The organism is Prevotella fusca JCM 17724 (assembly GCF_001262015.1).
In the GTDB taxonomy this organism is placed as follows: domain Bacteria; phylum Bacteroidota; class Bacteroidia; order Bacteroidales; family Bacteroidaceae; genus Prevotella; species Prevotella fusca.
This window is the reverse complement of the sequence record NZ_CP012074.1, coordinates 1,797,027-1,817,817: the sequence shown is the minus strand read 5'-3', so window position 1 is coordinate 1,817,817 and position 20,791 is coordinate 1,797,027. Positions and strand designations below refer to the sequence as shown.

The following is a 20,791-nucleotide window of genomic DNA, read 5'->3' as shown; positions in this document are numbered from 1 at the left end:
AAGCGTTTAACAGATTATTTCTCTGGCAATGAAACATTATGCCATGGAAGAGGTTTGTTAGCCTTGGCATCATTACCGTTACCTGTGGCATCCTTTACAATATTAGGACTGTTAGGATCGTCCATCTTCCAATAGCCCACGAGACCAGGGGTCTTAGGGTCAACGCTGTAAATGTGTCCAGCAATCTCTTCCTGTGTACGGACAACATTCCAGACACGTACTTCAGACATATTGCCCTCAAACCAGCGAGCATCATCATAAGACTTGCCAATGAGGAACATACGGTCAGGAGAATCGCCCTTGATGGTAACCGTTCCCATACGAAGCGTGCCCTGTGACTGCAGCATGCCATTGACATATACTTTCACCTCACGTGTATCAGCATTGTAGGTCATTGCCACATGCTGCCAACGCTTAGTCTGCAAGCCCTTGTTTGAGTCGTAGTCAGGGAAGTTTCCACTACTGGTTGCTATCTGAATCTGATTGTCTGGGAAGCCTGCATCACCGATACGCATGAGGAATTTGCCCTCAATACCCATCACGGTAGAGATGAGCTTGCCGAATTCACGTGGATAGATGAGTGCCTCCATCGTAATCTGCTGCATATCAGTAACCAAGTCTGGAGTCTTCCAATCTACCTGCAGATAGTTCTTGCTCATGTCAGCTACAACATTGATAAGCGCACCTGCACGGAACACAAAGTAATAGTTCTTAGCTGACTGCAGGACTTCAATATCGTTACAGTTAACCGTTACGGGCAGGACGTATGTAGTAGAACGGTCCAAGTCGCCGAGCTTGGAGAATTCAAACCGTGCCTCATTACTCTTCACACTGCCCTGATTGATTTTCACCTCACCCACGAGTACCTTATAACAAGTGTCTGGCAGCAATACAGCATTGCTGTAATAAGCCTTGTTATAGGTATCAACTAACTGTTTAGCCACAGCAAAAGTTGCATTCAAGTCCTTTTCTGCAGGACGGGAAGTAGAGAGTTTCAACGACTTCACCATGGTACTTGCATCTTTGATAATAGTCTCACTGGTGAAAGTCTTTCCATCTATGAACGCCTTACTTGTGAAGTCGGCTTCATCATTGTTCTGGCATGCTGCCATCAACAGAGCTGCTGCCAGGACAGGAACATATTTAAATAGCTTCTTCATTTCCTTTTACTCTTTAACGGTTGGATTGATAGTTGAGATGACCTTACGCAGGTTCGGATAAGTGAATGAGGCATTGTAATAATCAACATTGGCATTCAGCAAGCCCATTCCAGCACAGGTATAGCCGGTATGGTCCGAAGCAACGAACTTTGCAATACCATGCATTGCCAATGTCTTACCCCAATAACCAGTCTTGGTATCGGTTTCGTCGATAGACTTATTGTTTGCCAAAAGAATGAACTTGTCAGTCGGCACACCTTCTACCGCAGCCTTACGGACCAGATAATCAACACCCGATATGGACTTCTCATCCTGTGTTGGGATAATGAGATAGCGCGCCTGTGCAAAAAGACTCTTGTCAGTTACATGCTGCGGACGACCCATTATTATCAGTTCCTTGTCCTTATGGCGTTCTTTCCAGTCCTTGGTTATACCTAAAAAAACGTTCTCCAAGGCAATAGCCTCAGCCCTTTCCTGCTCATTGAGATAATGTGTGAGCTTCGCATTGAATCCCATTATCACACCATCATAGTTATACTTATCAGCAAGACGTAACTGTGTATTGACAGAATCAACCAGGAAACCATTGAAGTCACGGAAGTGCTTACCAGCATTCTCTGGCTTTGCCATAAAGGCTTTCTTCCGTGCTTCGTAAACTGTCTTGATAGCATCACAGCTTACCTGAAATACGACTTTCATACCTTTCTGACTTCTTACTTCCTCGATTTCCTGCATCATCTGTTCAGTAACCGTTCCCGGATTTGTCAGTACAACGTAATCCACACTGTCAGGAACAGCGTTGATATGCTGCGCCTGGGTGAATGGAACAGCCTGACTGTTATCGAACCATGCCATCATAATCTTATGACTGCTTGCCTTGTAAGCACGGATACCTACAAGATAGTTCTGATAGAGTTCAGGATTCTGATGCTCTATACCGGGCTGGTTAATTTCTACAGGTTCAACGTCTGTATCGCAGCTGGACATAAGCAAAGCTGCCGCACAGACCGTTGAATATGCTATATATTTAATGATATGTTTCATTTTTCTTTCTTTTTAATCGGTAATCATTACTTTGCCCACCAAACATCTGTAGCCATATTGTCAGCTCCACCAAGCATACCAACAGCTGCATTGTAGTTTTCAAAGTTGTTGCTGCGCTCCTCCTGTGGATAAGACAAACGACGAGCTCCTCGCTCACTGCTTACCACACCACCACTATTATTAACCTTCACTGGCATCAGCTTTGGATAACCTGTACGGCGATAGTCCGACCATGCCTCCAAGCCAAGTGGGAACATAGCCAGCCACTTCTGGGTGATGATACGTTCCAACTGCTGCTCTACGGTATTGTTGTCATCCCAGGCAATCGTAATTGTTGACACTGAGCCTGAATAAGAATTGAGTCCGGCAGGGTCTGTATAGACAGCTGGCGTACTGGTTTTATCAGCCAGATAAGCCGCAGCACCCTTTACACCCCACTGTTCAAAAGAAAGCTCAACACCCTTCTTATAGAAATTGCCAGCTGTACCTCCCATGTTCCAGTTCTTCAAAGCACCTTCAGCACGTAGGAAAGCAACCTCCGCTGCATTCATCCACAAGAGTTTAGTATCAGTCTTTACATTGTAGTTACTGTAGGCATGGGCAATCTCTGCACCAGGAATCTGAATGCCAGAACGCAAGCCATAATAACCATTTGTTCCGTTTGAGAAAGTTGACATAGCGAACATCGCTTCACGACGTGGGTCCTTATATCCATTCATGTAAGTGGTAATATCGGCACCGATACGTGAGTCACCACCATTATATTCATACATGACAACCCTGAAAGGATTGGTATTCGACAAGGTCATGAAAGCATTGTCATCATTGGAAGTCATCACGCCAACCTCATTGCTCACCGAAGCCTCAGCCTCCTGTTTTGCCAATGCAGGATCAGCCTTTGATATGCGGATAGCCAGACGAAGACGAAGAGAATTACCAAACTTAATCCACTTCTCAACATTGCCGCCATACACATTGTCAGCCTTTGGTGAGAAGTTGAACGTTCGATTGGCAGTCAGCGTGGCAATAGCCTCATCCAGCTGCTTGAACATCAACTTATACACCTCCTGTTGGGAATCGTATGGTGCCGTGATTTCACCATTCTGTCCTACCTTAGAATAAGGTATCGGACCATAAGCATCAGTAACACGATGGATACCTGCAACCTTTATAATCTGTGCTACAGCCAGTATAACAGGCTCTTCCGTAGCACTCTTCACCTCATTGAAATAGATAGAGAGCTTGGGAAGGAAGTCCCTGAACAACACACGACTCCATCCATTCTCAGGACTATATTGTGCAAAGTTCTTACCTGCAAAACCTGCATTGGAATCAGAGAGGTAACCACCATACGAACCACCACACAGACATTCCGTGAACTGATTGGTATTGACATCCGTAGGAACCACCCAGCTCTGCAGGTTCACCATGGCAGCACCTAATGAATAGGCATCACGTTCCGTCTCCTTTTTCGACACACCGTATGGGTCCTGGTTGTAATCCTCATAGCTGTTGGTACAGCCAGCCAGACTCATAACCAATCCAGCCGATACCGTTGACAATATGATATTTCTTAACTGTTTCATAACTTTGTTTTAGAATTTAAGTTTAATGTTGAAACCAATATTTCTCGTACTTGGCGTCATAAACTTGTCAATACCCTGATAGTAGTTACCTGTCGTAGCTGTCGTCTCAGGATCGAAAGGAGCCTTACAGTAGAACATCAACAGGTTGCGACCTGTCACAGAAAGCGTCAAGTCACCCAACCCAAAGAAGTGATTCTTCTTGAAGGTATAGCTAAGACTTGCTTCCTGCAAGCGTACATTCGTTGCACTATAGGTATAGAACTGTGGAATACCATCACTTCCGCCGATGGTTGAATACCATGATTCAGGGTTAAGACGGTCATTGCCATTCACCTCCACATATCCCTTGTCACGTGCCTTTGCACTTGCCTCTGACACTCCATAGAGGTCGAGCGCAGCCTGTGTTGCCGAATAAACGATACCACCGAAACGTGCACTGACCATCACACTGAGGTTAAAGCCCTTATAAGAGAAGTCATTGCGCCATGCCATGTTAGCCTTAGGGAATACAGAACCCAGCTTCACATCACCGACATTATTGTTACGATAAACCTTACCATCCTTATCAACATATATACGTCCCTTGTCGTCACGCTTTACATCCGTCAAAGAATAAAGGTCACCTAAGGTGCCACCTTCCTTGAGAATGAAGTGTGCATTACCCAGTCCTCCTACATCAAGACGGTCCTTGTTAATGACAGTACCTGTCTCCGGGTGAACGTAGTTGCGAACCAACTCGTTGATACGGTTGCGGTTAGAGCTCAAGGTATAGTTGCTTGACCATCCGAAACCAGCCCAGTTATTGCTGTAACCTAAGGCTAACTCAATACCATTGTTTGACACATTACCTGTCTGGATATAAAGAGCAGAGTAACCTGATGATACAGAGATGTCAGGATTGAAAGTCTGGTTGAAGGTCTTTGTCCAATAGAGTGTTGCATCCAGATTGAAGTGTTTGAGGAAACGAGCCTGCAGACCGATTTCCCAAGAGTTTGTTGTCTCTGGCTTCAAGTCATAGATAGGATAGACTGTCTGGCTCTTCCACTGCTTTGTTGTATTGTCCCACTCATACTTAGGATTGGCTATATTACGAAGGAACGGAATTCCTACAGAGGCAAATGAGCCACGTACTTTCAAATAGTTGATAGCCTTTGGCATCTTGACAGACTCAGAGATAATCCATGAGCCACCCACTGAAGGGTAGAAGAAGGAACTCTTGTTGGAATGAGGACCTGCCAACATTGAAGGCCAGTCGTTACGTCCTGTTACTGTAAGATACAGCTGACTCTTCCATCCTAACTCCAAACTACCGAGAAGTGACTTCGTCTGCTCATGGTAACCGGCAGGCATACGTTTCTCACGTGCCGCATCTACCTGATACTCATTGAATACGTTTGGAATCAGATTATCCGCTATCGGACCATCAAGACCTGTCTGGTCCTGCTTGATGTCAGAGAGAGAGGCACCGATATTAGCTACCAGTGACAGCTTGTTCTGCAGGAAATGCTTGTTGATATTCAGCATCACATCACCATACACCTGCTTGTCATCAGTCTTTATCTTTGCATACTGACCATTGATACCAGCAATGGTTGTATTCGTGCTGGAGTAGTACTTCTTTTCAAAAGTATTCGTCGCATTGTCAATACGGATACGTCCCACAACGTTCAACCAGTCTGTCACCTTATAAGTAAGTCCTGCATTCATCATGTAGCGGTACTTCTTATTGGTACGAAGGTTACGATAGTTAATCCAGTAAGGGTTCTGACCTACAAACTCACTGAGCAGGTTGTTCCAGTTCTGCGTGTAGATATTACGTGTCGTATCGAAATATTCAAACATCGCCATATCGTTGTAGTCGTTACCACGTGGATAGAGATAAGCTGACACCAACGGGTTGGCATACACACCCTGATTGGTCATATTACGGTCATTCTGAATGATATAGCTTGCACCAACATCCAACAACAACTTGTCGCCCAGCATACTGGATGTATTACGGAACGTAAAGTTGTAACGGTTGTAACCGTTGTTAGGAATGATACCACCTGAATTCAACGCACTGGCAGAGAAGTAACTCTGATTCTTCTCCGAACCTGTAGAAACGGTGAAAGCCTCAGTGGTCATGATGCCCGTCTTGAGATAGTCCTTCTTTGGGTCATAACCCATGTAGTTGGCTTCATTAAGCAAGCGTCCCCAGCTGTAGCTGTCACCGCCGGCATCACGCAGACTACTGCCTGTTCCGTAACGGTTCTGGAACTCTGGCAGACGGAAAGCCGTAGACAGTTCCGTACTCTGACTAACAGTAAACTCTGTATGCCCCACCTTTCCTTTCTTCGTTGTAATCACGATGGCACCGTTAGATGCACGGTTACCGTAAAGCGCAGCAGCTGCTGCACCCGTCAAGACGGACATACTTTCAATATCCTCGGGGTTAATATCAGCGATTGCCTCCGTCGTACCGTTAGAACCGAAGACAGCATCACCACCGCCACCGAGATTGAACATCGGCACACCATCGATGACATACAAGACGTTGCTTGACTGCTCGATACTACGTGTACCACGCATCACAACCTTTGAAGCACCACCGGCACCGGACGAGCTGGCATTGATGTTCACACCAGCTACCTTACCGCTGAGCGAATTGATGAAGTTGGCATCCTTGTTTGTTCCCAACGCATCACTGTTCACCTGCTGTACGTTATAGCTCAACGCCTTCTGCTCACGCTTGATACCGAGGGCTGTTACAACTACTTCATTCAGCTCCTTGGCACTACCCATAGACAGACTGATGTCGTAGTTATCAGCCTTACCGACACGTACCGTCTTGGTAGTATAGCCGATGTAGGAGATTTCAAGTTCAGCACCTTCTTCTGCCATCAACGTAAACCGACCGTCAATATCAGTGACAGCACCACCCTGGGTACCCTTCAGACGGATAGTGGCACCGATTACCGGCTCACCATTCTCATCTTTCACAACTCCTACTACCTTCTTCTTCTCGCCAGCGTTCTGCGGCTTTTGCGGAACCTGTGTTGACGAAACAGAAACGGCATTTCCATTCTTTTGTCTCAATGCAGTCATGACATCATCCAATGTTGCGTATGTTTTGTTTGACGCAACATCATGAGCTTCCATGCTTAGATTCAGACATAACAGGAATGCGGTCAAATACAGACCATTTCTCTTGTTACTCATTCAGCTTTATTGTTAATAGGTTAATATGTTCAAATGACAACAGATCCTGTCCGAAGCACTCTGCTCAAGACCGAATCACACAGTTAGGTTTCCATAACATAACTCTATCCATTGGCATCATCATGTTATACTGTTCAATAATAAGGGGATTTCGAGATACTCACTATTCATAGGTTAAGACCCGTTGTTTTGGTTTGTTATCATACATTTAGGTTCTGATTTCACGACAAACACGACGATAATTTTCTGTTATCGACATGGATGTTTAGGTTTTATTATTCTATTTTAAGTATATAAGAGACGATTTAAAAAGGAATCGGGGTAGTGAGAATGGTGACTATTTCAGCTAATCGGGCTAATTAGGCTAATAAGGCTAATTGGACTAATAAGGCTTTACCCTAACTCCCGCTGCAAAAGCCTCAAAGCATTCTTCATGTGATACTTCACCGTATTGACCGAGAGGCTGAGCTCATTGGCAATATCGCCATTCTTCTTTCCTTCCATACGGCTCATCTTGAAGACACGCCGACAGTCAGTGGGAAGATTCTCTATGGCTTCACCGATAGCCTGTTCAAGTTCTTTCACCAACAGACAGTTCAGAGGCTGATCATTCTCGGAATTCCTATCATCCACGCAACTGCCGTCAGGCAGGGCAGATATGCTTTGCTCATAACGGAACCGAACAGATTTCAGCTGGTCAAGACAACGATTGCGCACACTTCTGACAAGATATTGCTGCAGAGAAGTATGAATTTCTATATTGTCACGTATTTCCCAAAGGTGGAATATTACATCGGCAACAATACTCTCTGCCGTGAAGTCATCATGCAGATAATACTTCGCAACAGCACGCAACTGTTCAAGATACGTATCAAATACATATTTGTACGCATGCTCATTCCCCCTCTTCAGTTGCAGAATAATTAAGGACTCACTCAGTTCCATTCATTTCATGTGTATATAGATGGCACAGAAGCCACTTGGTTTTTAGTTCTTATTGATTTACGGTTTATGCCCTGCAAAAGTAAGAAAAAATATTTAAAGGAAATAAAGAAAGCACAATTTATTCATTCTGAACTGCTGTAAGCATATACCATCCTCACTCTATGAAACCATCAGATAGTAACATCTGAACCTGAATTGGTGCATTAGAACCTGAACAGATTTTCGTTGATTGCCCACCAGATTGTTTGTCTTTCTAACGAAGGTGTAGTGGGCAAGGTCAAGCCAGGAAGACGGATAAAATGCTGAAAACGAGATAAAGCACACGGAGTAAAGGAGAAAACGGTGATAAAATCAGGATAACACAGAGGCATCGTAAGTGCAAAGAGTCAAGGAGATGCCCCCTAATACAGTCCAACATGCTATTTTACACCATGCACCTACGGCATCGAAAACGGTTTTAAACAACCTGTTTAAATCAACGAAATATCCTTACATAATATGCCGAAAGTCTTTCCTTTAATCATAAACAGACATCACAAAAACCCAAACCTGCAACCATCAGCCTGTCAACTGATTACAAAACAGAAAAGTTATCAGTGCTTAATTGCATTCCAACTAACGCCCTTTAAGCGTTCAATTAAGCCTTAGTTGCACCTCAATTAAGGCTTAGTTGCAACGCTATTAAGCGTCTTTTATTTTCCACGATTGATTTTATTATTACAAAAAGGATGTTTTATTTCCAAGATAATCTGCAGGATTTCACAGCATATTGAAGTCATGAGGAATTTCAATGAGCGGTTTGGGATAAAGCTATTCTTATCATAGCAGATAGCAGACGCTTCATTATTGCTTCAATTCCCTGAACAAGGAATATCCGTTATTCAAAGACAATGTACACCCCGGGGAGGAGCGTTGTAATATAAATGAGGATCATCCAAGAAAAAAGGTTAAGTCACATCGTTATCAGCAAAGCCTAATGAGAGGACACTAACTTTAACATTGACAGCCTTGAGGAGTTCATTGGCAGCTGCAACGAGGGTTGCACCAGAGGTGATGACATCATCAATAAGCAGGAGATGCTGGTTGCTTACGGCAGAAGAATCAAGAAGACGGAATGCCTTTTCCACATTCTCACTACGTTCCCAACGGTCTTTCTGCGTCTGGCTGCCATGGAAGGTTATACGCTTGAGGACGTTGTCAAACACAGGAATGCCCGTTTCAGCACTGACACCACGGGCTATCTCCACACTTTGGTTATATCCTCTCTCCTGCTCACGCTGACGTGCAAGGGGCACGGGAACCAGAGCTGTGATGCCATCGAAGAAGCCATCCTGTGCCAACTCGGCTGCGACAATACGCCCAAGGCGTTCGCCGATCTCGGGATGTCCGCCATACTTGAGCTGATAAAGCAGGTTACTTGTTGCAGAGCGGGGTTTGTAGAAGAAGAAAGCCGAGCCTTTCTCTATGGGAATCCTGCCCCAGAACAGGCGCACAAGTCTGTTATCATAGGCTGTCTTGGAATAGCCCGTGCGGGGAAGGTTATGGTTGCAACAGGCACACACCACCTCCTCCGTGACGGTCAGACGCCCGCCACAGATGGTACACGACCGAGGGGCAAGGGTGTCGATAAGGCGGGCAAGTACACTAATCGGCTGTTTCATCGTCTACGAAATCCACATCCCCGTCCGCATCAACAACCCCTTCATCTATACACTTCCTGATAAGGTCCATCGTGAAACCACGTCCCATCGCAAACTTTATCAGTTTCATTGAACGCTCGTAATCGCTCTCTGCCTTAATGGTTCGGTACTTACTTGCTAACAACGGGCGCAACACCTCAAGGTATTCTTCATCCTCAACGGCATCGAGGATGGGTAAAGAGATGGCGCTATCCACTTTCTTCATCCACAATGCCTGCTCAATCTTCCGCCTACCCCACTTGTTATAGCGAATCTTATCATGTACGAAGAACTCCGTATAACGGCTGTCATCAACGTAATGCAGCGTTATCAGCTTCTCCATTATGCGTGCCTGCGCCTCTTCCGAGAGCCCCCATTTACGCATCTTCTCCAGCATATCGCCAGAACAATGTTCGCCTTTTGCACACAAGTCGGCAAGTTTCTTCAGCGCCTGAGGTTCCTGTATAGGTCGTTTCTGTATCATGGTCGGATGGCTTTTGTGAAACGTAATTTGCCGAACTGGTCTTCACGCAGTTCTATCCGCTTATAACCTAATTCGCTTAACATCTCCTTTACATTATTAATATACAATGGATTGGTCTCGAAATAGAGTGCACCCTCCTCCGACAATGCCTGCACACCGTATTCAGCTATTGCCCGATAGAAACGCAACGGGTCATCATCTGGCACAAAAAGGGCTGTTTCCGGTTCATACGCAAGTACATTTCCTGCCATGTCTGTCCGTTCCTTGTCGCAGATATAAGGCGGATTGCTGACAATGACATCATACTTCTGCTGCATTGCCGAAGCCGAAGGATGGAGCGCATCCTCCATCTTCAATTCTACACGAACCTGCCATTGGTGTACATTCTCACGTGCAATGAGCAGCGCATCACCTGATATATCCCACGCCGTAACAGATGAATTATATACATCAGCAGCCAGCGTGACGGCAATACAGCCGCTACCCGTCCCCACATCCAGCATCTGAAGGGGTGCAGGAGGCTGCAAAGCGCAACAAGGACGGTTGTAATCCTCCTCTATCCAACGGCACAGCACCTCCGTTTCCGGGCGTGGTATCAGTACACCCGGAGCCACATGGAACGTGCGTCCACAAAAGGTTTCACGCCCCAGGACATACTGCACCGGTTCTGAACGCTCCAGACGGGAGATGATTTTCTCTAATTCCTCCTCCGCTTCTCGGGATAATTCATTAACTTTGCCCGTATAAATATCGGTCAGCGTGATGCCAAACTGCACCTCCAGCACAAGCCGAATGATTGCTTGTGCCTCACCGTCATCGTACAAGTGAGCGAGTCTGTGCCATAAATCTTGGTATGTCATAGCTGCAAAGATAGGAATTTTAATGAAATGAAACAAGAAGAAACTGACGAAAAACATATGCGTCGCTGCCTGCAACTGGCACGTAACGGACAGCTGCTTGCCAAGCCTAACCCGATGGTCGGAGCGGTCATTGTGAGCAAGGATGGCAGGATTATCGGTGAGGGCTACCACGTATGCTGTGGCAAAGGACACGCTGAAGTAAACGCCTTTGCCTCTGTAAAGCAAGAGGACGAGCCTTTGCTGCACGAAGCAACAATATACGTCAGTCTTGAACCCTGCTCTCATCATGGCAAAACACCTCCCTGTGCCGACCTGATTATCAGCAAGGGTGTGCGTCGTGTGGTATGCGGTTGCATCGACCCCTTTGCCGAAGTGCAAGGACGTGGAGTGAAGAAGATTCGCGAAGCTGGGATAGAAGTGACCGTGGGGGTATTGGAAAAAGAGTGTATGGAACTGAACAAACGGTTTATTATTTACCATACACACAAACGCCCGTATGTGATATTGAAGTGGGCACAGGTAAAAAGAGTAACAGCTAACACACTATCCAACACGCCAACAAACACACTATCCAACACACCAGCCAGCCCCTCTCCCTCACCCCTCCCCCATAGGGAGGGGAGTGAACACCGAGATTCCCCTGATGATCTGAGTATTATAAATGGTAGCCAAGATGAAATAACGGCTCGTGAGAAAAAAACTTCTGTGGCGTACATTGGCAACTTGCCTGGCAAAGATTATCAGCCATTGATTATCTCAACGCCCTTCACTAAAATGTTAGTGCATAAGATGAGGGCAGAAAACGATGCGATACTCGTTGGCAAAACAACGGAAGAACTGGAGCATCCACAGCTGACGGTGAGGGAATGGAGCGGTCCGAACCCTGAAAAAATAGTCCTGACAAGCCAGCCGACAAAGGAGGGAGAATACGCAACACCTGCCGAAATACTGTCGCATCTCTATAAGGAAAAGAAGCAAAGTCTCATCGTGGAAGGGGGTGCAAAGACTTTACAGAGCTTTATTGATGCAGGACTATGGGACGAGATACGCATAGAGACAGCACCGTTCATGGTCAGCAAAGGCATAGAAGCCCCACAACTCCCTGCAAACTTACGTATTACAAGAACAGAACAATATGTAAACACCATCGTAACCCACGAACGGGAATAAGATAATACAGGGCAACAAAAGCAATATAAAGATTAACATATCACGTAAACATAAGAAGCATGAAATGATGAAAAATGTGTTATACTTTATTTTACTGACCTTCTTTCTATATAGTTGTCATACTGATTATAGAAGCAAAATCAACAACGCCATTCTAAGTGGTGATGACGAGTTGGCTATAAGCTATTTAGACAAAGCAATAGAAGACGACCCATCTACAGAGTTCTTATATATGCGGGCTGATTGTGAGATGAAAGTCGGCAAGTATGAAAATGCTCTCCGTGATTACGAAAGACTACTCCAGCCCTACTCTACTGAAAAGCAAGACGTTGATTCATATATTGATATAAGCAAGGACAGCAGCGTCAACATCAATTCCATATACGAAAAACAGTTATCCGCCTACTATCATTTAGGAAGAATGGATGCTGCAGAAAGGAAGTTTGCCCAATTATCGCCTTACTTTGAATATCATGATTCGAATGGACAGGCAGACTATTGGAATGGGATGATTGCCAAAAAGAAAGGGCACATGGGCGATGCATATTGCTATCTCCACAATGCTTCAAAAAAGGGCAATACAAATGCTTTTGCAGAATTCAAGAAAATAGCAAAGGATACGGGGAGACCTTCAGAAATACCTTCTGAAGTTGATTCTACAGGAATGGAGATTCAATTTACAGATGGGACAAAATGGCATTTTGGTAAACAAAGGGAAGAAACACAGGAACCTGTGAAAGTAGAAAAGAAGCAGATTGCAGTAGATTATCTGAAAAAGTATATCTTAATGAACCACTTGAACAGGAATGCACTTAAATACATCCCGGGAATGCGCAACAAGGAAAAAAAGCCAGCTACAATCTGTTTAGCTTATTTCCAAAATAAAATAATACAGATAATAAAACTGCCCAATGGTAATCAGTTGCCCGAAACGCTCCTTAAAAAACATGATGTATGTTCGAATGACTATGCCTCGCCGAGCAAGCCTCTGCTTTTGGACGTATGGGTCCTGAAATACCAAAATGCGCAGGGAGAAAAGACATGTGAACTATATCTCATTTAAGAACGGATATAAAACAGGTTACTAAACACCACGGAAAAGAAAGCAAACTCTGCTTTCTTGAAAGGCTGAAAACACATCCAACAGACACAAATGAACGGCTATAAACAATTTATCTTCATGAAAAAAAGAATTTCTTTTCATGAAGATAAATATTTATTTTCACGACAAAAAATATTTCTTTTCATGAAAATAATTTGAAAGTAATGCAGGATTAGGGGTGCAACACCTTTTTAATTGCACTTATGCGTCATGATATTCAGCACCATATCATCGGTGTTGCACATCGCTTCCTTACCTATGCTTGTGAGGTTTCGGATAGACTTATCAACGTCTTCATCAATGATTCCCTCGGCTGCCGTCACGTGCTTGCCTTCCATAGAGAGTGTGGCTGAAAGAATAGCCGTTGAAACCCCGGATGAAATCTTCAGTGAACAACTTGGCTTCGCACCATCGCAAATCATACCCGTAAGGTTGGCTATCATGTTCTTTACCGAATGGCAGACATTGACATAATCACCTCCCATCAGATAAGTGATACCGCAGCTGGACCCGATACTTGCCACCACGCATCCGCAAAGGGCTGACAGTGCTCCGAGACTCTGCTTGATATAGATAGCCGTAAGATGACTCAAGATAAGTGCACGGATAAGTTCCTCACGTGTATTCTCATTCTCCTTGGCAAAGACAGCCACAGGATTGGTTGCACAGATACCCTGATTTCCCGAACCGCTGTTGCTCATCACAGGAATCAAGGCACCACCCATACGGGCATCGCAGGCAGAAGCAGTCTTCGCAATGACGTGCGAGAAAATGCTGTTTCCGAAGATTCCACGACTCAAGGGGCGGTCCATAATCTTACCCAGACAATGCCCATAGTTTCCTTTTACAGCCTCAGCTGCAGCACGAAGGTTGTATCGTTTCGCCTCCATGATAAACTCTATTTCATCTATAGGCGTAGTTGTTGCAAACTCCCACACCGTTCTGAGATTCAGACAGAGTGGTGCTTTTTCAACCGCTGCAGCACTGGGTTGCATCTTATCGAGCAGGACTGTACCATCCTTCTCCTCAAGGACAACATTCGTATGCGTGCCGCTGATGACAGCTGTCGCACGGTGTCCTTCAGCCTCACAGCTTACTTCTATATACAGTTTCTCGGTAATTCCGTCCTTCAGTTTGACATCAATCCTGTTCTCACTGATGAATTTCTTGCCAGCTTCCAACGTCACTGGCGTAAGATCCTTGATAACCTCCAACTGATATTCCGACTTGCCTATCAAGGAACCGAGGGCAATAGCGATAGGCAAGCCTATCATTCCCGTGCCCGGAATACCAACGCCCATTGCATTCTTCAGAATATTAGCAGAGAGCAAAACGCTTATCTGCTCTGGCTTCTGACCTAACAACTCCGTAGCACGTGCAGTACACAATGCTACAGCCATTGGCTCTGTACAACCTACGGCAGGTACCACCTGCTGGTGTATCAATTCGATAATCTGTTCTCTAATGTTCGTCTCAAGCATAATGATTGGTTTAGGTTTAGCCTGATATTATGACCATAATAAAAGAATATTCTTTGTTGTCCTCACTCTCAGACATTACTGTCCCTGAGAGAGTATGCTATCTAACTCTTGTCGCATAGCTTCCATCTTCTGTCGTCGAGCTATAGAGAAAGTTGACCCATTTCCCTCAACATAGTCGAATAAAGCGTATGCTTTCTCCTGTAAAATCTGGCGCAAAGGCTGCACCTTATAGCTTGCCTCGGCATGTAACAACTCTGCTACCATATTGATTTTATCTATCCGCTCGTTCTCATCCCACTGCTCCCTGGCATATCTCAACAGCTCGTCAACAGAGAGATTACGCAAATCGTCATACTCTCCAACGTACTGTTTATAAAGGTCTTTCAACTCTTTATCACGCTTCATGTCGTCTTCTTTCTTCGTAAGAAAACGTGAAATAGCAGCATTGAATTCCTCTATCAATCGAATAAAATAATCTCGTTGTAACATAGTAGATTTCTATTTATGACACAAAAGTAAATAAAAAAATGATATAAATCCACTTTTCACGGGGTAATTAAATAAAAAAGATTGAGATTACCCCTATAAAAAATTAGCCCAATCAGTCTTATTCGGCTGATTGGGCTAATTGAACTAATAACTTTTAAGACTGTGGAACACTCTCCCACAGCTTCTTATAAAATTCGTGTTGGGTCATTGTATGGACATTACCGAGGATAATCAACTTCATTCTGGCACGTGTTATGGCAACGTTCATACGGCGTAAATCACGCAAGAAACCTATCTGACCATCATCATTGGAACGTACAAGCGAAATGAGAATCACGTCACGTTCCTGTCCTTGAAAGCCGTCAACGGTGTTCACACTGATAAGACTTCGGTAGGGCTTGAAGAACTCTCGCTTCTTTATCAGACTACGAAGGTACTGCACTTGGGCACGATAAGGAGAGATGACTCCCACGTCTATCCGTTCTTCCAACACACGATGCTTGCCGATCTTCGTGAAATAATCCTTCAAAATCTTGAGTGTCAGTTCTGCTTCTCCTTTATTAATACGACCAAAAGAAGAGCCGACAAACTGTTCGTGGAAGGTATTTTCCTTGTCTTTACTTGACTGAGAAGAGGCTGAATCAGCTTCACTTTCAGTTGAATCATACGATGACACGACCTCTTCATCTGACGTATCAATCCATACCATTGGATTGTCATAATCGAGAATGCCACGATATTTAATCTGTGGAGCGGTTTCCACCTGTCCTCCATAGAACCAATTGGACGAGAAGCGCATAATCTCTTCATTCATACGATACTGCACCTTCAGCAGCGTAACTACCTCTGGTTTGTTCTCTACTATGCGTTCCATCAAGGTCTTAGCCAAGCCCCCACGCAGGGCTGCTATGCTTTTCACGGTCGGAGGAAGCTGACAATGGTCGCCCGCAAAGATGACTCTTGATGCTCTGCGGATTGCTATCCAGCAGGCCGCCTCAAGGGCTTGTGCAGCCTCATCAATGAACAAAGTCGTAAACTTCTGACCCTCCATGACCCTGCTGTTCGCCCCTACCAAGGTGGAAGCAACGACACGTGCCTCTCCAAACAGTTCTGCATTGATACGTATCTCGAGCTCCGTGGCACGGCTCTTCAGCCTGTCCATCTTCTGATGATAACTCTCCGATCCTTTCTTTCTGTTGTTCCTAAGTTCACGAATTGCCTTCCGAATCGACCACAACTGAGGGTAGTCGGGATGCGCTTCGAACTTCCGTTCGTAGGTAAAACCAAGCATCTTATCATTCACTCGGGTAGGATTACCAATGCGAAGGACATTGATACCACGGTCGACAAGTTTCTCGCAAATCCAGTCAACAGCCATATTACTCTGCGCACAGACCATCACCTGACTCTCACGCATCAGTGTTTCGTTGATGGCTTCAACCAATGTTGTCGTCTTTCCCGTTCCCGGTGGACCATGAACCACTGCCACATCCTTTGCCCACAACACCTCATTGACAGCCTTTTCCTGTGTAGGATTCAGCCAAGGTAATCGAATGGGAGCAAAGGAGAACTTCTCAACCTTTTGTCGTGAATAGAACAAGTCACGAAGATGAGCCAGTCTGTTTCCCTTTGCCTTCATTGTTCGGTCCAACGCATCGAACATCATCTGATAGCTCGTTTCATCAAAACCTAACTGGCAACCAATCTGTTCCGAGGCTGACTGAAGGTCTAACAAGGGTGCAGAGTCAGGGACTGCAACAACCATTCTGTCGCCTTCCACATACGAAACCGTACCTGTAAAGCCATAGTATTTCAGCTGAACAGTCTTATTGGGAGTTCCTTTCTCTTTCTCAACAAACTTTAAAAAAAGAAGCGGACGACCACATTCAAAGTTATGCTCTATATCCCCATCCTGTGTACGAAACACCTCAATACACAGCTGGTTCAATCCATTATAAAACCGTTTGCCCATTCTTAACGGAAACCAAGCGTCTCCTCGCTTCACTTTCCGCTGTATACCAGCAGCCTCTGTCTGCTTTCTGAAGGCTTCTTTCTCGGCATAATACTCCATCTGGAGCAGTAAACGCTGACGTTGTAAGAGTTGGATTGGACTTTCCTGAAGCATATCTTTTTATAGTTGACGAGTTAACAAGCTGACGAGTTAACGAGTTGTTTGTAAATGATTAAAAATGAGATTATAGACAAACAGGCTCACACTTTACATACAGATAATAAAAGAAAGGAGAACCCTAAAAGAAGAACATCTTGCGACTATTGTGCATCTTCTGTTCCAAAGAAAATTCCATCTGCTTTGTAGCTGCCTTAAAAAAGAAAGCAACAAGATGCTCGTCTGTTCCTTCCGTCCGTATAGTTCGCAAAGCAGTAATATACTCCTGACGATCTTCTTTTTGTATAATCAATTCGGGACAATTATGACGTAACAAGATAAAGTTTGATAATAACCTACCAGTTCTCCCATTCCCATCACGGAATGGGTGCAAGTATTCAAAGAAACCATGGAACCGAGCAGACAGAACCATAGGGTGAAGTTCCCCACGTTCCATCATCTCTGCAGTTGATGCCATCAGTCGCGGCACCTGCGCCACCAGTCCTTCATGCTCGCCAAAGACCGTATCACCAGCAGCCATATCAACCGTTGTAAACTCACCAAGTACAGCATCAGCCTGCTTATAAGTGAGCGTACGAAGTGTTACCAATCTATTGATAGTCTTCAATAGTCCGACATCAAAAGGGTGGTCTAAATGATTGTGCATCCATTCGTATGTAGCAAAATGATCTGCCATCTCCTGACACTCCAACAACGACTTCCCAACAGGATGATAACCCAACTGTTCCTCAAACAGACAACGTGTATCATCCACTGAGAAAGAAGACCCCTCAATACCACAGCTATGGCAGGAAAAAAGGATTTCAGAATACTCTCTAAACTCTTTCTTTCCCATTGGCAACACTATCTTTTCGTAGTATGTTGCTGCCAATTCTTCATATAGTTTTATCTCTGTTTCAAACACGTTACAAAAATAACACTTTATTATCTAATATCCTTCATTCTTATGAATAAAACACAGAAAACGACTAACAACTGAAGTCATCAACAATCTCAGCAGCTTTTCCCATTTGTAAACCTGGGGGCGCACAAGAAGATAAGAACATGACAATTCTGAGGTTTTCATAATGTAATGGCAAGGAAAGAACAAGGTCTAACTTACCATCTCCATCCAAATCGCCAGCAAACAGAAGGCGGAAATAAGCCCCATCCACCTCCGTTTCTCTGCAGATTCGCTCTCCATTCAGTAACAGGGTATAGTTCTTATAGACATCCTCACCTTGTGCCTTTGCCTCTAACTCGTAGCGTTTTCCTGCAAAAGCAAAGCGACTTGTAGTGCCCGGCGCAAGGAAAATAGTATCAGAAATCTCTACATCAGCAGTCTTTACCTTCCCCAGATTGATAGGCAACTGATTGACGAATAAGATTGTATTTCGTTTCCCCGACAAGTGAGGTGTCATTCCTCCCACACATGCATCTTCCTTTTTCTGAATACTATAACGCGCCTTTCCTACATAATAATCCTTCCCATCCTTATATAATTCAACCCAATTCTTATTTATCAACGTATCGGGATTACAAAAACGATAAGCAAAAGGAACCAGAATCTTATACGTGAGTGGCTTCTTCTTCACTACCTCAACACTATCTACCCGCTTCACAGGCATACTATCCGCCTGCTGTACAGATGCTCCCTGCTCTTGACCAACAGGCTTTTTATCGGTACAAGAAAGGAGTATCATGCAAAGACTCAGCAAAAAGAAAAGGGACTTTATTCTCATAATAATAATGTGCTTAATGCTTTTCAGCAAATAACATCGTTATACTTCACACGCTGCAAAAATAACACTTTTCCCTTTATATTCCAACCTTAAACTGCATAAAAGACTATGTAGCAATAATTATATATGGGTATTTTGCACCTTTAACAACACCCTTTTATATTTTTTGTCTTTCCTGCTTTCCCTGCTTTCACAAATATTTGCTATTTTTGTTGTCAGTAATTAACAACAAGAACTAAGACTTTTAAGCTTATGAAAACAAACAAAGTGCAAATAAAGCACAAACTCCCGTCAGAGTGTACAACCATCATCGTCGGACAAGAACAGACCGCTGATGGTTCTATGATAGTAGCGCGTTCAGAGGATTGGGACGCTATGGAAGCAAAGAACTACGAGATATTTGAAGATACGGACAATGGTCCACGTGAGTTCATTGCAAAGGACAGCCCTTTCCGTTGCGAACTCCCTGAGAAGGCTTTGGGCTATACAGCCCTTTCTCCGTATAATCTCCACAGCCATTGGGGCAGTGCCGGATTCAACACAGCAGGTGTCGGCATGAGTGCGACGGAGAGTATCTTCAGCAACGACGAGGTGTTGAAACACGACCCATTGGTAGAGAATGGCGTGGCAGAGAACTCTGTCTTCAATATCACTCTACCTTATATCCACACCGCCCGTGAAGGTGTTGAGCGACTGGGTATGCTCATTGAGAAACACGGTATTGCTGAAGGCTTCGGTATCGGCTTTGTGGATAGCAAGGAGATATGGTACTTGGAGACAGCTTGCGGTCATCGCTGGTTGGCCTGCCGTATGCCAAAGGATCAGTACTTCGTAACTGGTAACCAAAGTCGTTTCCGCACATACGACCCGAATGACAAGGAGAATTATCTCGCATCAGCCGACTTGATTGAGTTTGCTGAGAAGAACGGACTCTACAATCCTGCACAAGGTGCCTTCGACTTCCACGAGGCTTACGCACGTGACATCAAGCTCGACACCACCTACAACTATCCACGTGTATGGGGATTGCAGCAGTTATTCTCCCCGGAAATCAAGAATGATGTAACAAAAAACACCTTCCCTGTCTTCGCCAAGGCTGCTCATAAGGTCACACTGACTGAACTCCGCACGGCATTCCGCTTCCACTACGACAATACGGATCACGACCCATATCTCAACTGTAATCCAAAGGAACCTTATCGTCCGGTTTCTATCTTCCGTACCACGCAGACCCACCTCTTACAGGTACGCCCGGAACTTCCACAGGCTATCGGCTGTGTCAACTATGTAGCAATGGGTATGGCAGACCTCGGTGTGTTCCTCCCACTCTATCAGGGTGTCACTTCTTACCCAGAGGCTTATACAAAGGGTAATGGTGAGTCAAGTGCTGACTCAGCTTACTGGAAGTTCCGCAAGGTAATGGCATTGGGTATGACCAACTACAACAAGTATGCGCCTGTCATCAAGGAGGCGTATGCGAAGTTTGAAGCTGAGACCGACCAGCGCCAGCGTGAGATGGAAGAGGAGTATCTGCGCATCTACAAGACGCAGCCTCTCCACGCACAAGATATGCTGCAGGAGTTCTCTGACAGGATTCTCAACAGTGCGCTCGACCTTGCCGACCGTCTGCAGGAAAAACTCTTCACGCTGATGACACAGGACATTCAGCAGGAATATCTCTTCCACGGAGCATAAATGTAGGCATAATCCTACGTTGATGACAACAAGACGGGCTGTATCA

16 protein-coding genes are annotated in these 20,791 nt (G+C 44.8%); 3 read left to right on the top strand and 13 right to left on the bottom strand.

Features of this window, described 5'->3' with window-relative positions:
• Window positions 1-14 precede the first annotated feature (14 nt).
• The 8 genes from ADJ77_RS07390 to prmC all read right to left on the bottom strand — a co-directional run bounded on the left by ADJ77_RS07390 (window position 15) and on the right by prmC (window position 10,959).
• The gene (locus ADJ77_RS07390) at window positions 15-1,160 is read right to left on the bottom strand and encodes a DUF1735 and LamG domain-containing protein (protein WP_025077776.1); all 1,146 of its coding nucleotides are present in this window, start codon (window positions 1,158-1,160) and stop codon (window positions 15-17) included.
• Between the two features lie 6 nt (window positions 1,161-1,166).
• On the bottom strand, window positions 1,167-2,204 hold the full coding sequence (locus ADJ77_RS07385; RefSeq protein ID WP_050696199.1) for a glycoside hydrolase family 18: 1,038 nt from the start codon (window positions 2,202-2,204) through the stop codon (window positions 1,167-1,169).
• Between the two features lie 26 nt (window positions 2,205-2,230).
• Window positions 2,231-3,790: a RagB/SusD family nutrient uptake outer membrane protein gene (locus tag ADJ77_RS07380; protein WP_025077775.1), complete on the bottom strand. Its 1,560-nt coding sequence runs from the start codon at window positions 3,788-3,790 to the stop codon at window positions 2,231-2,233.
• Between the two features lie 9 nt (window positions 3,791-3,799).
• The gene (locus tag ADJ77_RS07375) at window positions 3,800-6,991 is read right to left on the bottom strand and encodes a SusC/RagA family TonB-linked outer membrane protein (RefSeq protein ID WP_050696198.1); all 3,192 of its coding nucleotides are present in this window, start codon (window positions 6,989-6,991) and stop codon (window positions 3,800-3,802) included.
• Window positions 6,992-7,384: 393 nt separating this feature from the next.
• Window positions 7,385-7,936, bottom strand: a complete 552-nt coding sequence (locus ADJ77_RS07370; protein WP_050696197.1) for an RNA polymerase sigma-70 factor — start codon at window positions 7,934-7,936, stop codon at window positions 7,385-7,387.
• 947 nt (window positions 7,937-8,883) lie between these two features.
• Window positions 8,884-9,597 carry a ComF family protein gene (locus ADJ77_RS07365; protein WP_025077774.1) on the bottom strand — a complete coding sequence of 238 codons (714 nt, stop codon included), beginning with the start codon at window positions 9,595-9,597 and terminating at the stop codon, window positions 8,884-8,886.
• Window positions 9,581-10,099, bottom strand: coding sequence for a regulatory protein RecX (locus ADJ77_RS07360; RefSeq protein WP_025077773.1), 519 nt, complete (start codon window positions 10,097-10,099; stop codon window positions 9,581-9,583). Before ADJ77_RS07360 ends, ADJ77_RS07365 begins: the two co-directional genes overlap by 17 nt.
• On the bottom strand, window positions 10,096-10,959 hold the full coding sequence (prmC, locus tag ADJ77_RS07355) for a peptide chain release factor N(5)-glutamine methyltransferase (protein WP_025077772.1): 864 nt from the start codon (window positions 10,957-10,959) through the stop codon (window positions 10,096-10,098). The genes ADJ77_RS07360 and prmC overlap by 4 nt, the downstream gene beginning before the upstream one ends.
• Before the next feature lie 27 nt (window positions 10,960-10,986).
• Between prmC and ribD the strand changes: the two genes are divergently transcribed.
• Window positions 10,987-12,129, top strand: a complete 1,143-nt coding sequence (gene ribD / locus ADJ77_RS07350) for a bifunctional diaminohydroxyphosphoribosylaminopyrimidine deaminase/5-amino-6-(5-phosphoribosylamino)uracil reductase RibD (RefSeq protein ID WP_050696196.1) — start codon at window positions 10,987-10,989, stop codon at window positions 12,127-12,129.
• A gap of 64 nt (window positions 12,130-12,193) precedes the next feature.
• Entirely contained in the window at window positions 12,194-13,192 is a 999-nt protein-coding gene (locus ADJ77_RS07345; protein ID WP_050696195.1) for a tetratricopeptide repeat protein, read from the top strand.
• Window positions 13,193-13,422: 230 nt separating this feature from the next.
• Here the strand turns inward: ADJ77_RS07345 and ADJ77_RS07340 are convergent, their stop codons facing one another.
• The 5 genes from ADJ77_RS07340 to ADJ77_RS07320 all read right to left on the bottom strand — a co-directional run bounded on the left by ADJ77_RS07340 (window position 13,423) and on the right by ADJ77_RS07320 (window position 19,050).
• Window positions 13,423-14,712 carry an L-cysteine desulfidase family protein gene (locus ADJ77_RS07340; protein ID WP_025077771.1) on the bottom strand — a complete coding sequence of 430 codons (1,290 nt, stop codon included), beginning with the start codon at window positions 14,710-14,712 and terminating at the stop codon, window positions 13,423-13,425.
• Between the two features lie 75 nt (window positions 14,713-14,787).
• Complete coding sequence (locus ADJ77_RS07335) at window positions 14,788-15,201, bottom strand: hypothetical protein (protein ID WP_025077770.1); 414 nt, start codon at window positions 15,199-15,201, stop codon at window positions 14,788-14,790.
• A gap of 154 nt (window positions 15,202-15,355) precedes the next feature.
• Window positions 15,356-17,326, bottom strand: coding sequence for an AAA domain-containing protein (locus tag ADJ77_RS07330; protein WP_025077769.1), 1,971 nt, complete (start codon window positions 17,324-17,326; stop codon window positions 15,356-15,358).
• 124 nt (window positions 17,327-17,450) lie between these two features.
• A complete protein-coding gene (locus tag ADJ77_RS07325) occupies window positions 17,451-18,200 on the bottom strand; it encodes a Fic family protein (protein WP_208595984.1) in 750 nt (249 codons plus the stop codon).
• 97 nt (window positions 18,201-18,297) lie between these two features.
• On the bottom strand, window positions 18,298-19,050 hold the full coding sequence (locus tag ADJ77_RS07320; RefSeq protein ID WP_199897360.1) for a hypothetical protein: 753 nt from the start codon (window positions 19,048-19,050) through the stop codon (window positions 18,298-18,300).
• Window positions 19,051-19,302: 252 nt separating this feature from the next.
• On the opposite strand from ADJ77_RS07320, the gene ADJ77_RS07315 reads away from it, so the two are divergent.
• On the top strand, window positions 19,303-20,745 hold the full coding sequence (locus ADJ77_RS07315; RefSeq protein WP_025077767.1) for a C69 family dipeptidase: 1,443 nt from the start codon (window positions 19,303-19,305) through the stop codon (window positions 20,743-20,745).
• Window positions 20,746-20,791 lie beyond the last annotated feature (46 nt).

Bases quoted from the DNA above. Each gene is read 5' to 3' on its own strand.
- ADJ77_RS07380 (WP_025077775.1), bottom strand. From the start codon at position 3,790: ATGAAACAGTTAAGAAATATCATATTGTCAACGGTATCGGCTGGATTG.
- ADJ77_RS07385 (WP_050696199.1), bottom strand. From the start codon at position 2,204: ATGAAACATATCATTAAATATATAGCATATTCAACGGTCTGTGCGGCA.
- ADJ77_RS07330 (WP_025077769.1), bottom strand. From the start codon at position 17,326: ATGCTTCAGGAAAGTCCAATCCAACTCTTACAACGTCAGCGTTTACTG.
- ADJ77_RS07340 (WP_025077771.1), bottom strand. From the start codon at position 14,712: ATGCTTGAGACGAACATTAGAGAACAGATTATCGAATTGATACACCAG.
- ADJ77_RS07315 (WP_025077767.1), top strand. From the start codon at position 19,303: ATGAAAACAAACAAAGTGCAAATAAAGCACAAACTCCCGTCAGAGTGT.
- prmC (WP_025077772.1), bottom strand. From the start codon at position 10,959: ATGACATACCAAGATTTATGGCACAGACTCGCTCACTTGTACGATGAC.
- ADJ77_RS07365 (WP_025077774.1), bottom strand. From the start codon at position 9,597: ATGAAACAGCCGATTAGTGTACTTGCCCGCCTTATCGACACCCTTGCC.
- ADJ77_RS07335 (WP_025077770.1), bottom strand. From the start codon at position 15,201: ATGTTACAACGAGATTATTTTATTCGATTGATAGAGGAATTCAATGCT.
- ADJ77_RS07370 (WP_050696197.1), bottom strand. From the start codon at position 7,936: ATGGAACTGAGTGAGTCCTTAATTATTCTGCAACTGAAGAGGGGGAAT.
- ADJ77_RS07360 (WP_025077773.1), bottom strand. From the start codon at position 10,099: ATGATACAGAAACGACCTATACAGGAACCTCAGGCGCTGAAGAAACTT.
- ADJ77_RS07375 (WP_050696198.1), bottom strand. From the start codon at position 6,991: ATGAGTAACAAGAGAAATGGTCTGTATTTGACCGCATTCCTGTTATGT.
- ribD (WP_050696196.1), top strand. From the start codon at position 10,987: ATGAAACAAGAAGAAACTGACGAAAAACATATGCGTCGCTGCCTGCAA.
- ADJ77_RS07390 (WP_025077776.1), bottom strand. From the start codon at position 1,160: ATGAAGAAGCTATTTAAATATGTTCCTGTCCTGGCAGCAGCTCTGTTG.
- ADJ77_RS07345 (WP_050696195.1), top strand. From the start codon at position 12,194: ATGATGAAAAATGTGTTATACTTTATTTTACTGACCTTCTTTCTATAT.
- ADJ77_RS07320 (WP_199897360.1), bottom strand. From the start codon at position 19,050: ATGAGAATAAAGTCCCTTTTCTTTTTGCTGAGTCTTTGCATGATACTC.